General features: G+C 64.4%; 13 protein-coding genes. All 13 read left to right on the top strand.

Features of this window, described 5'->3' with window-relative positions; translation table 11 throughout:
- The first annotated feature begins 216 nt into the window (after positions 1 to 216).
- The 13 genes from EIO64_RS10225 (at position 217) to EIO64_RS10165 (ending at position 11,731) form a co-directional block, all read left to right on the top strand.
- Positions 217 to 927, top strand: coding sequence for a CPBP family intramembrane glutamic endopeptidase (locus EIO64_RS10225; protein ID WP_025545572.1), 711 nt, complete (start codon positions 217 to 219; stop codon positions 925 to 927).
- Positions 928 to 965: 38 nt separating this feature from the next.
- Positions 966 to 1,877: an AEC family transporter gene (locus EIO64_RS10220; RefSeq protein WP_025545571.1), complete on the top strand. Its 912-nt coding sequence runs from the start codon at positions 966 to 968 to the stop codon at positions 1,875 to 1,877.
- Positions 1,878 to 1,896: 19 nt separating this feature from the next.
- The gene (gene mutL / locus EIO64_RS10215) at positions 1,897 to 3,978 is read left to right on the top strand and encodes a DNA mismatch repair endonuclease MutL (protein WP_136891297.1); all 2,082 of its coding nucleotides are present in this window, start codon (positions 1,897 to 1,899) and stop codon (positions 3,976 to 3,978) included.
- A gap of 239 nt (positions 3,979 to 4,217) precedes the next feature.
- Positions 4,218 to 4,412 carry a DUF6440 family protein gene (locus EIO64_RS10210; protein WP_136891296.1) on the top strand — a complete coding sequence of 65 codons (195 nt, stop codon included), beginning with the start codon at positions 4,218 to 4,220 and terminating at the stop codon, positions 4,410 to 4,412.
- A 5-nt stretch (positions 4,413 to 4,417) separates the two neighbouring features.
- The gene (locus EIO64_RS10205; RefSeq protein WP_119311839.1) at positions 4,418 to 5,011 is read left to right on the top strand and encodes an NAD(P)H-dependent oxidoreductase; all 594 of its coding nucleotides are present in this window, start codon (positions 4,418 to 4,420) and stop codon (positions 5,009 to 5,011) included.
- 167 nt (positions 5,012 to 5,178) lie between these two features.
- Complete coding sequence (miaA, locus tag EIO64_RS10200) at positions 5,179 to 6,123, top strand: tRNA (adenosine(37)-N6)-dimethylallyltransferase MiaA (RefSeq protein ID WP_021752061.1); 945 nt, start codon at positions 5,179 to 5,181, stop codon at positions 6,121 to 6,123.
- 62 nt (positions 6,124 to 6,185) lie between these two features.
- Positions 6,186 to 6,431, top strand: coding sequence for an RNA chaperone Hfq (gene hfq / locus EIO64_RS10195; RefSeq protein ID WP_021751189.1), 246 nt, complete (start codon positions 6,186 to 6,188; stop codon positions 6,429 to 6,431).
- A gap of 64 nt (positions 6,432 to 6,495) precedes the next feature.
- Positions 6,496 to 7,989, top strand: coding sequence for a biotin/lipoyl attachment domain-containing protein (locus EIO64_RS10190; RefSeq protein ID WP_119311838.1), 1,494 nt, complete (start codon positions 6,496 to 6,498; stop codon positions 7,987 to 7,989).
- Positions 7,990 to 8,038: 49 nt separating this feature from the next.
- Positions 8,039 to 8,731, top strand: coding sequence for a YggS family pyridoxal phosphate-dependent enzyme (locus EIO64_RS10185; RefSeq protein WP_036631279.1), 693 nt, complete (start codon positions 8,039 to 8,041; stop codon positions 8,729 to 8,731).
- Positions 8,732 to 8,766: 35 nt separating this feature from the next.
- Complete coding sequence (locus EIO64_RS10180; RefSeq protein ID WP_021751192.1) at positions 8,767 to 9,201, top strand: cell division protein SepF; 435 nt, start codon at positions 8,767 to 8,769, stop codon at positions 9,199 to 9,201.
- Positions 9,202 to 9,228: 27 nt separating this feature from the next.
- Positions 9,229 to 9,939, top strand: a complete 711-nt coding sequence (locus tag EIO64_RS10175) for a DivIVA domain-containing protein (protein ID WP_025545188.1) — start codon at positions 9,229 to 9,231, stop codon at positions 9,937 to 9,939.
- Between the two features lie 80 nt (positions 9,940 to 10,019).
- Complete coding sequence (locus EIO64_RS10170) at positions 10,020 to 10,898, top strand: HAD family hydrolase (RefSeq protein WP_021751194.1); 879 nt, start codon at positions 10,020 to 10,022, stop codon at positions 10,896 to 10,898.
- A gap of 143 nt (positions 10,899 to 11,041) precedes the next feature.
- The gene (locus tag EIO64_RS10165) at positions 11,042 to 11,731 is read left to right on the top strand and encodes a helix-turn-helix domain-containing protein (RefSeq protein ID WP_021751195.1); all 690 of its coding nucleotides are present in this window, start codon (positions 11,042 to 11,044) and stop codon (positions 11,729 to 11,731) included.
- The last annotated feature ends 63 nt before the right edge of the window (positions 11,732 to 11,794 follow it).

Genomic DNA, 11,794 nt, shown 5'->3' with positions numbered 1-11,794 from the left:
CGGGATGCGCCCTCTGCCGCGGGGGACCGGACGCGCTGACGGCGCCCGGAGAGCGGCCTTCAGGCCGGGACAGGGGATTCCGCGGAAATGAGGGGCCTGGCGGCGGGCGGACACGCGCCGCCCAAGCCCAGCGGATCAAAAGAAGACCCCGGCGGATCCGCCCGCCGGGGAAAACGAGCTGAAACAGAAGCCGGACGAAAACCGGGAGGGAACGAGATGCCAAGAAGAAAGAGCGCCGCCTATATGTCGGCGGGGGAACAGATCGCGGGCACGGTGCTCTTTGTGATCTACCTACTGGTGCTGCCCTTTGTCACAACCCCGCTGTTCCGCCTGATCGGCGGACTGCTGGGAGTGACCATCAGCACCGGATTGCAGAATATCCTGTATTACTACATCCTCTTCGCCGCCACGGTCATCATTTTCCACGGCTTTCTGGGTCGGACCTCCCGGCACTTTGCAGAGAACCTGGGCGGGGCCTGCAAGTTCATGGCCATCGGACTGGTGGCCCTGTACGGCCTGAACGAGCTGGTGTACCGCCTGACAAGACTGGTGGTATCCAACCAGACCAACCTGAACGACACCACCATCTCCGCCCAGATCGAGGACGCGCCCCACATGACGCTGCTGATCGTCATTTTCCTGGCGCCCTTTGTGGAGGAGGTGCTCTTCCGGGGACTGGTGTTCGGGAATCTCCGGCGCAAGAGCGCGGCGGTGGGATACCTGGTCAGCTGCCTGCTGTTCGCCCTGCTGCATGTGTGGCAGTTCGCGGTGGTGAACCGGGACATCACGTATTTCCTGCTGATGCTCCAGTATCTGGTGCCCGGGCTGGTGCTGGCGTGGGTCTATGACCGCACCGGCACCCTGTGGACGTCCATCGGTCTCCATGCGGCGGCCAACGCCCTCTCCGCTTGGACCCTTGTGGCGTAAGAACCGAATTCCGGAATGATGAGGGGAGAAAGGGACAGATGAATTTTTGGGACGTATTTGGCGAGATGCTGGTCATCCTGTTCGCCATTGCGGCGGGCTATGCGGCCAACCGGCTGGGGTACCTGGGCGGGGAGGCGGACCAGAAGGTCTCCAAGCTGCTGCTGAACATCACCATGCCCGCCATGATCGTGGCGGCGGTGATCACCGGCGAGGAGCTGCCGGAGCTGGGGACCATCCTCTCCATCCTGGAGGTTGGCGTGGTGTTCTACCTGCTGGAGGCGGTCTTTGCCCTGGTGGTGCCCCGGTTCCTGCCGGGCACACAGGGGCAGAAGGGCGTGTGGCGGTATGCCCTGGCCTTCCCCAACGTGGGGTTCATTGGCTATCCCGTAGCGGTGGCCCTGTTTGGAGACGGCGCACTGTTCTATGCCGCCATTCTGGCGCTGCCCTTCAATCTCTTGTCTTACAGTCTGGGCCCGCTGCTGCTGGCAGGGGCCGCCCGCTTCCGCTGGAAGCAGCTGTTCACCCCCTGCATCGTGGCCTCTGTCCTGGGATTGGTGCTGGCGCTGACCCGGCTGCGGCCGCCGGCCCTGGTGGGCGAGATGCTGGACTTTGTGGGAGACATCACCGTGCCGCTGTCCCTGCTGGTGGTGGGCTCCCTGCTGGCGGGCATGTCAGCCGGACAGGTGCTGCGCTCTCCCAAGCTGTGGCTGCTGACGGCCATCCGCCTGCTGTTGCTGCCGGTGGCCCTGTGCCTGGTCCTCCGGGCGCTGGGGATCGACTCCCTGGTGCTGGGGATCGCTGTCACCCAGATGGCCATGCCCGTAGCAGTGAACGGGACGCTGCTGAGCATGGAGTACGGCGGAGACACCGAGTGCATGGCACAGATCACCTTCCTGACCACGGCGGCGTCCATCGTGACCATTCCCATCGTCGCCGTGCTGCTGCTCTGAGCTTAGAAAGGAAACCAATATGCCTCACATTCAACAACTGGAGTCCCACGTAGCGGACCTGATCGCCGCCGGTGAGGTCGTGGAGCGGCCCGCCAGCGTGGTGAAGGAGCTGGTGGAAAACGCCGTCGACGCCGGCAGCTCTGCCGTGGTGGTGGAGATCCGCCGGGGCGGCATGGGCATGATCCGGGTGACGGACAACGGCTGCGGCATCGCGCCGGAGGAACTCCCCACCGCCTTCCTGCGCCACGCCACCTCCAAGCTGCGGACGGAGGAGGACCTGGGGAAGATCGGTACTCTGGGGTTCCGGGGCGAGGCCCTGGCCGCCATCTCCGCCGTCAGCCGGGTGGACATCCTCACCCGCCAAACCGGCACGACGGAGGGAGCCGCCCTCCATCTGGAGGGCGGTGTGCCCGGCGCAGTGGAGCCCGCCGGTGCGCCGGAGGGCACCACCATCACGGTCCGGGACCTGTTTTACAACACCCCCGCCCGGCTGAAGTTTATGCGCAAGGACAGTGCGGAGACTGCGGCGGTGAACGGCCTCATGCAGCATCTGGCCCTGTCCCATCCGGACATCTCCTTCAAGTTCATCAAGGACGGGGTGGAGGCCCTGCTGACCCCCGGTGACGGAAAGCTGGACTCCGCCGTCTACGCTGCCCTGGGCCGGGACTTCGCCCGGGGGCTGGTGCCGGTGTCCGGCAGCGGAGGGGACATCACGGTCTCCGGTTTTGTCACCGCGCCGCTGATGGGCCGGGGCTCCCGGTCCATGCAGGTGTTCTTCGTCAACGGCCGGTTCATCAAGTCCCAGCTGCTGACGGCGGCGCTGGAGGAGGGCTACCGCAACCAGATCATGAAGGGTAAGTTCCCTGGCTGCGTCCTGTCCGTCACCCTGCCGGTGACGGCGGTGGACGTGAACGTCCACCCCGCGAAGACTCAAGTGAAGTTCGCCCGGGAGCACGATGTGTTCGACGCGGTCTACCACACGGTGCTAGATGCCCTGGGCAAGACCGGCGCTCCCGCCGCCGCTCCCGCGCAGGAGGCGCGGCTCCCGGCGGCCTCCCGGCAGGACTTCTTCCAGACCATGGACGCCAAGACGTTCCGGCAGGGCGGTGCAAAGCCCGCTCCCCAGCCCGCGGCTCCGGCCCGGCCCGCCTGGAACACCGAGCTGCGGGCGCCCGCCCGGGTGGCGGACAGCGGGCAGACCTCTTTTTACCAGACCAAGCGCTCAGAGTCCGCGGCCCAGGGCGCTCTGGGAAGGGCGCCCGCCTCTGTGACGTCGCCGCCAGACACGCAGCAAAGCAGCCCGCCTGCACCCTCCTGCAACAAAGGTGCGCTGGGCAGACCGCCTGTCTCCGTGACCGCCCCACGGGCGGAGCGGACGGCTCCCTCCGCCCCCTGGACCTCTGCCCCAGTGTCCGTCCCTGCAGAAAAGACGACCTCGCCGGAATCTGCTCCCCGCCCCTTTGTGCCCGCCATCCCGCCGGAGCGGCTGAAGCTGACGGAGGATCTACCGGGCCAGACGACTGTTCTGGAGACGAAAGAGGCACCCTGGCGGATTGCCGGAGAGGTGCTGCGGACCTATATCATCTGCGAGAGCGAGGACGGCAGCGTCTGGCTCATCGACAAGCACGCCGCCCACGAGCGGATGAATTTTGACAAGCTGAAAAATGCTCAGGAGCCCCCCATGCGACAGACGCTGCTGGCCCCCATCGCGGCGGAGTTAAGCCGGGAGGACGGGGCGCTGCTGCTGGAGAACCTGCCCCTGCTGGAGCAGTTCGGTTTTGCCTGCGAGGACTTCGGGGCCGGCGCCCTGCTGGTGCGGGAGGTGCCGGCGGACATCGACGCCGCCGACACGGTGCCCACTCTGGAGGAGTTTGCCGAGCGCCTGCGGACCGGAAGATCCCCGGATGAAAAGCGGGAGGCGCTGCTGCATACCATGGCCTGCAAGGCGGCCATCAAGGGCGGCTGGGTCAGCGATCCGGCGGAGCTGCGGGTGCTGGTGGACCGGGTGCAGAGCGGAGAGATCAAATACTGCCCCCACGGCCGCCCGGTGGCGGTGAAGCTGACGAAGTACGAGCTGGAGAAGATGTTCAAGCGGGCGTGAGACTTCGAAGGGGGACTGCGTCCCCCCTTGACCTCCCCCCACACCAGTGACGTCGGTCACTGGTGTGTGCGCCCGAGGCGCACAGGTCAACGGATTTTCGGCAGGTACACGCCCTGCCGAAAATGATTGAGATTTCTTTGTTCGCCCGCGGCGAACGAACTGGGAAAAACCGCAGGGTTTTCCCCAGCCCTTTTTCCTGGCGGAGATGGGAGTGACGAATTTTTCAGGAGGTTTCCTATATGGCAAAAAAGGAAAAACGGTTTGTGCGGACCAGTGTGGAGAGCACCGGCTTTGAGGAAAACTCTGTCTGGATGGACCGGGAGACCGGGGTCAACTACCTGTGGCATTCCACCGGCCATGCCGGCGGGATGACGCCCCTGCTGGACCGGGAGGGGAAGCCCATCATTACCACCCTTTTGGAGGAGAAGGAGTGATTTGCATGAAACTGCTGTTTGTCAACGGCTGCATCAGCCAGCGAGGGGAGGAATCCCGCACCCTGGTGCTGGCGAGATCGTTTTTGGACGCATGGCAGGCCAGGCATCCGGAGGCCGAGGTGGAGACTGTGGAACCAGAGGCCCTGCTGGCGCTGAAGCCCTTTGCGCCGGAGATGCTGAACGACCGGGACGCCCTGGCGGGGATCCGGTGCTTCGATGCGCCGGTGTATGATCTGGCCCGCCAGTTCCGGGCCGCGGACCGGGTGGTGGTGGCGGCACCCTTCTGGGACCTGACCTTCCCGGCGGCCCTGCGGACGTATATTGAGTACATCTCCGCCAATGGCCTGACCTATCACTACGAGGCCGACGGCTGCCACGGGGATTGCCGGGCAGAGAAGCTGGCTTATCTCACCTCCGGCGGGGATCTGGAGCAGCCCGAGAGTCTGGGTGTCCTGTACTGGAAGCAGCTGTGCGCCATGTTCGGCATCCCGGCGTTCAGCTATGTGTTTGCCGGCGGACTGGACCTGGATCCCGCCAAGACGGAGGAGATTTTGACGGAGGCCTGTGAGAAGGCCCGCAGGCTGGCGGAGGACTTCTGAAAAGGAGGCGGCTGCCGTAAGGGGGAGATTGCCGGCTGCGCTGGCACTGGTGCTTCTGCTGTCCGCTTGCGGAGGGCCCCCTTTACATCCGGGAGCGGATCGTATACAGTGAGTATATCGATGCATCAGAAGCGGAACAGCCTTGACAGGCGAGAGGAGAGACGGCGATGGCTGAGAAGATCATCTGTGTGGTGGGGCCGACGGCCTGCGGCAAAACGAAGCTGGGTGTCCTGCTGGCAAAGCGGTATGACGGGGAAGTGGTTTCCGCCGACTCCATGCAGATTTACAAGGGCATGACCATCGGCACCGCCGCCCCCACCGCCGAGGAGATGGAGGGCGTGCCCCATCACATGATTGCCGTGGCAGACCCGGCGGAACAGTGGTCCGCCGCCCGGTACGCCCGGGCGGCCGTCCCCATCGTGGACGACATTCTGCGGCGGGGAAAGCGGCCCATCCTGGTGGGCGGCACCGGGCTGTGGCTGGATGCGGTGGTGCAGGGCCGGACCTTCGCCGGCGGCCACGCCGGCGGCGCTGTCCGCAGGGAGCTCCAGGCCCAGCTGGCCCGGGAGGGCATCGGCCCGCTTCTGGAGGAGCTGCGGCAGGTGGACCCGGAGGCGGCGGAACGCCTCCATCCGGCGGATGAGAAGCGCATCCTCCGGGCGCTGGAGGTCTACCGGGAGACGGGAAAGACCATCTCCGCCCACAACGCGGAGACAAGGGACCTGCCGCCCCGGTACGACGCCGTGTGGATCGGCCTCCAGTTCCGGGACCGGGCGGACATGAAGACCCTGATCGACCGCCGGGTGGACGCCATGGTGGCGGCGGGCCTGCTGGAGGAGGTGGGGCAGCTGCTGGAAAGCGGCCTGCCCCGGGAGGCCACGGCTCTCCAGGCCATCGGATACAAGGAGTTCCTGGGGGTTCTGGACGGCACCGCCACGGTGGAGGAGGCCGTGGCGGAGGTGAAGCTCCGCTCCCGGCAATACGCCAAGCGCCAGCTGACTTGGCTGCGGCGAAATCCGGACATTCACTGGATCTGGTGGGAAAAAGACCGGGATTTTGCCCGGGCCCTCCAGGTTTCGACGGAAATCCTGGCCGCCGCTGGCGTATTCTAGCGGTGAGCGGACGGGAGACAGGGAAATCGTCCGACTCATACAGAAAAAAGGAGCGGACATATATGCAGACAAAAGCGAATTTACAGGACCTGTTTCTCCTCCGGGCCAGACGGGACAAGCTGCCCGTCACCATGTTTCTGATGAACGGCTTCCAGATGCGGGGCACCATCGCGGGGTTTGACGCCTTTGTGGTGGTGCTGGACAGCGACGGCCGGCAGCAGATCATTTACAAACACGCGATCTCCACCATCGCGCCGGTGCGGCCGGTGGATCTGGAGGGTGAGGAACCGGCCGTCGCGGGCGCATGAGCGGCCTGCGGACCCGTTTTGAGGCCCGCCGCCTAAAGGGCGGCACTTAGGCCGGGATCACGTTTTGCGGACCAAAACCTTGAGCACGGCGGGCAAAGCCCGCCGTGCCTGGGGAAATGAGAACTGGCGGGCAGAAAATCATTTCAAGCACACGACCTCCGCCATCGCGCCGGTGCGTCCGGCGGTGGAGCTGGAGGTTGTGGAGGTCTGCGCCTCCGCAGAGGGTCCTGCATGGGGCCGGGAAGGCTTCGCGGACAGAGACAAAGAGGTAACCATGAAAGAGAAAACCCTTGGCACAAAACTTTTGCTGGCAGCGGTCACGCTGGGCGTGCTGGCCTATTTCTCGATTCAGGCGGTGCGCTATTTCGGCGACCCGCTGACCACCACCATCGCCTACCAGTATCAGGTGGAGATGTCCACGGTGCTGTCCGGCTATGTGGTGCGGGACGAGGCGATCCTGACGGACGACACCAGCGGCCTGCTGCAGCTGCAGCGGGCGGAGGGCGAGCGGATCAGCGACGGCGGCGTGGTGGCGCTGGTCTACGCGGACCAGGCGACGCTGGACCGCCAGAAGGAGATCCAATCCCTCCATACCCAGATCGAACAGTTGCAGTACGCGGAGGAGGCGGCGCTGGGGGCGGAGGTCTCTCTGCGACTGGACGCCCAGATCCTCCAGACGATCCGCGACTACCGGGGCGCTCTGGCGGCGGACCGGCTGGACACGGCGGAGGACTGCGGAGCCGAGCTGCGGAGCCTGGTGATGAAGCGGGACTACACGTATTCCGATACGGAGGACCTGTCCGCCCAGATGGCGGAGCTCCAGAGCCAGTTGAGCAGCCTGCGGGCCCAGGCGGGAAGCTCTGTCCGGCAGATCACCGCGCCGCAGGCGGGGCTCTATTCCGCCGTGGTGGACGGATATGAGAACATTCTAACGCCGGAGAGCCTGGAGACGCTGACGCCCAGGACCCTGGCGGCCCTGGAGCCGGACGAGTCCCTGCGCTCCAACCGGGTGGGCAAACTGGTGCTGGGGGACACCTGGTACTATGTGACGGCCCTGGAGGAGAGCGAGGCCCAGACCCTGCAGGAGAGCGGGAGACTGAAGCTGCGCTTTGCCAAGGGCGTGGGCCGGGACTTGAGCGTGAAGCTGACCCATATCAGCGAGGCGGAAGGCGGCCGGGTGGTGGCGGTGTTCCAGGGGGACACCTATTTATCAGAGCTGACGCTGCTGCGCCAGCAGAGCGCCGAGGTTATTCGGCAGACCACCACGGGCATCCGAGTGCCCAAGGAGGCCCTGCGGGTGCGGGAGCGAACGGTTACGGACGAGGACGGGAACGAGTCCGTGGTGAGCGAGACCGGCGTCTACTGCATGGTGGGCATGAAGGCCCGCTTCAAGCCGGTGGACGTGCTGTACAGCGGAGATGACTTCGCCCTGGTGCGCTCCACGCTGGACACGGCAGAGGAGGTCAGCAAGACCCAGGAGCAGATTCGCCTCCGGGCGGGGGACGAGGTGATCATCACCGCCTATGACCTGTATGATGGAAAGGTGATTGGCAGCTGACAGAGAGATGGCCGCAGGGCGGCCGCTGGAAAGGAGTATTGGAACGCTGATGACAATTGCGGAGAACATTGCCCGGATCCGGGCGAACATGGCCGCGGCGGCCCGGGAGGCCGGCCGGGACCCGAAGGAGATCCTGCTGGTGGGCGCCAGCAAGATGAACGATGCCGCCGCCTGCCGGGAGGCCGTGGCAGCCGGCATCGACGCCCTGGGGGAGAACCGGGTGCAGGAGATGGTACAGAAGCTGGAGCAGCACGCCTACGACGGCGCCCCCCTGCACTTCATCGGCCACCTGCAGCGCAACAAAGTCAAGCAGGTGGTGGGCCATGTGGCCCTGATCCAGTCCGTGGGCTCTCTGGAGCTGCTGGACGAGATCGAGAAAGTGGCCGCGGCCCGGGGGCTGGTGCAGGACATCCTGCTGGAGGTGAACATCGGCCGGGAGGCTGCCAAGAGCGGCTTTGCACCGGAGAAAGTCCTCCCCGCAGCGGAGGCCGCCCTGGAGCGGACCCATGTCCGGGTGCGGGGACTGATGACGATTCCCCCGGCAGACGCGCAGAGGGATGCCAATTTCCGGTATTTTCAGGAAGTTCAGGCACTTTATGTTGACATGAACCAAAAATTGTTTCATAATGAATTAGAATATCTGTCCATGGGCATGAGCGGCGACTATGAGGATGCGATCCGTGCCGGCGCCACCATGGTGCGGGTGGGCAGCGCCATCTTCGGCGCCCGCCATTACAACTGAAAAAGACCGGAGCGCGGCTCCGATGGGAGGCTATTATGAGCTTATTGGACGAACTGAAAAAGTGGACCCACCCCTACGAGGATGAGGACGAGGAGTATGATGACTTTGAGGAGCCGGTGCGGCAAAACGCCTTTGAGGACCGGAAGCTCAAGGTGGAGGACCGCCGCAACAAGGTGGTGAATATCCACGCCACCACCCAGCTGAAAGTGGTGCTGGTGAAGCCGGAGCGGTTCGAGAACGCCTCCGAGATCGCGGACCACCTGAAGGACAAGCGGACCGTGGTGCTGAACCTGGAGTCCACCAACAAGGATATCGCCCGGCGGCTGATCGACTTTCTGTCCGGCGTGGCCTATGCCGGCGAGGGCAAGATCAAGAAGGTGGCTGCCAATACATACATCATCACGCCCTATCATGTGGATATCGAGGGCGATCTGATCGACGAGCTGGAGAACAACGGCCTCTATTTCTGAGCGGACACGAGGGGGTAACATCGCACTATGCTGACACCACAGGAAGTTTCCACCCACGCCTTTTCCAAGGCAGTGATGGGCGGATATAACATGGCCATGGTCGATGAGTTTCTGGACGAGCTCACCGATGATTACACCGCGCTCTACAAGGAGAACGCGGCGCTGAAGGCCAAGCTGAAGGTCCTGGTGGAAAAGGTGGAGGACTACCGTGCCACCGAGGACTCCATGCGCGCCACCCTGCTGACCGCCCAGAAGATGGCGGACTCCATCGTCCACGAGGCAGAGGCCAAGCGGGACGAGATCCTGGCCCAAGCGGAGACCAGCGCCCGGGAGAAGATCGGCCAGCTGCGCCAGGAGGTGGAGGCCGCCGAGGAGCGGCTGCACCAGGGCCAGCGGGATCTGGCCCAGTTCATTGCCGCCAGCAGGGAGATCTGTGAGAAGGAGCTGAAATTCCTGGAGCAGCTGCCCGAGCTGCCGGTGGAGGCGGCGGAGCCGATTTCCCAGCAGGAGCCGGAGGAGGCCGTCCAGCAGATCGAGGAAAAGGTGCTGGCCGCTTTCAGCGAGCAGAGCGTGGAGGAGGAAGCGGCCCCGGCGGAAGCGGAAGAGGCGTCTCCGGCGGCGGAGGATGACTATCCGGAGGGGGACCCCTTTGCGGCTGATCCTGTGGATGAGCCTACCCGCCGCATCAATCTCAACGATCTGAAGTTCGGCCGCAATTACTCCGGCGGCGATGACTGAACGATCAAAGCGGCTCGCAGGAGCCGCTTTTTTCTTTCCCGGTCCCGGCGCTCAACGTCTTTTGATTGGAGGAGTCAGCCATGAAGCAACAGCCCATCGTGGCCTTTCTGTACGACTTTGACAAGACCCTCTGCACCACCGATATGCAGGACTACGCCTTCATCCCCTCCCTGGGGATGACCCCCGCAGAGTTCTGGGCGGAGGCCAACGGCTTCGGCCGCAGGAACCGGATGGACGGTATCCTGGCCTATATGTACACCATGCTGCGGGAGGCGGCGCGGCGGAACCGACCTTTCACCCGGACGGACCTGGTGGAGAAGGGGCGGAGCATCGTGCTGTTCCCCGGTGTGGAGGACTGGTTCCGGCGGATCAACGACTTCGGCGCCGGCCAGGGTGTCCAGGTGGAGCACTACATCATCTCTTCCGGCCTGCGGGAGATCATTGAAGGCTCGTCCATCAGCGGGGAATTCAAGGAGATCTATGCCAGCGAGTTTTACTACGATGAGAGCGGTGTGCCCGTGTGGCCCAAGCTGGCGGTGAACTTCACCGCCAAGACCCAGTTCGTCTACCGGATCAACAAGGGCGTGCTGGACGTGTCCAACGACCGGGATCTAAACGCCTCCATGCCTGACGACAGCAAGCGGGTGCCCTTCACCAGTATGATCTACATGGGGGACGGCCTTTCCGACGTGCCCTGCATGAAGATGATGCGGGCCTACGGCGGCCAGGCCATCGCCGTGTACCAGGCCAGCAACCGCGCCGGTGTGGAGGACCTGCTGGCAAAGGGCCGGGTGGATTATATCTTCCAGGCGGACTACCGGGCCGGGTCTGCGCTGGAGGCCACGGTGCAGGACATCATCCGCAAAATGGCGGTGACGGACCGCTTGTGGGAGGAGAATGCCCGCCAGGTGCGCAGCATCGGGGGAGACGTGCTGCTGGGGCAGGTGGGCCTGTTCTGAGCTGGACGGCAAGGAAACAGCGGGGGAAGGCGCCGCAGCGCCTTCCCCCGAAAAATGTCTGAATCCGTGGGATTTTTCTTTACAATCCGTATCGTATTTGTTAAGCTATACGTTATGTATTTAACTCTGAAGGAGAGAGAACGATGGCTTCCACAACTGAATTTTCACGGACCCTGTCCCTGCTGCGGCAGGAGCGGGGCGTCTCCCAGCGAACTGCCGCAGGGGATCTGGGAATCTCCCAGGCCCTGTTGAGCCACTATGAAAACGGCATTCGGGAACCGGGCCTGGCCTTTGTGGTGAAGGCCTGTGATTACTACCACGTCTCCGCGGACTTCATCCTGGGCAGGACCCTGTCCCGGGAGGGGAACATGCTGACGGAGCAGGAGATCCTGAACGCTGCGGAACCGGGCAACATCCTCCAGGGCAGCGTGCTGGCCACGCTCCAGAGCAAGCTGCTCTCCGGCGCTGTGGGGGTGCTGTTCGGCCTGCTGGGCAAGCTGAACGACAAGGCGTCCATCAACGCCGCTGCCGGATATCTGGGCAGCGCGGTGTACCAGCTGTACCGCCATCTGTACCGCACCGCCGGCGCCAACGAGGCGTACTTCTCTCTGGACCCGGCCGCCTGCACCATGGGCACAGCGGAGGCGGACATGAAGCTCTCGGAGATCCAGTACACCCGGAGCCTGCGGTCCCTGGCGGCCAAAAAGGCGGCGTTCCCGGACCTGTCCAACGAGGCCCTGACCGCCGCATACCCCGGACGGTGTCAGAGCCTGACCCAGGTGCTGAGCACCGCGGATGCCCGTCTCAGCGGCCTGACGGAGAAGACCAGATGAGCTTTCAGTCTCTGGCCTTTTTCGGCTTTCTGGCCGCAGCGCTGGCGGTGTGCCTGACAGCGG

This window comes from Dysosmobacter welbionis (assembly GCF_005121165.3).
Classification (GTDB): Bacteria; Bacillota; Clostridia; order Oscillospirales; family Oscillospiraceae; genus Oscillibacter; species Oscillibacter welbionis.
Note: the sequence above shows the minus strand (reverse complement) of the source record. Positions and strands in the feature narration are given on the sequence as shown.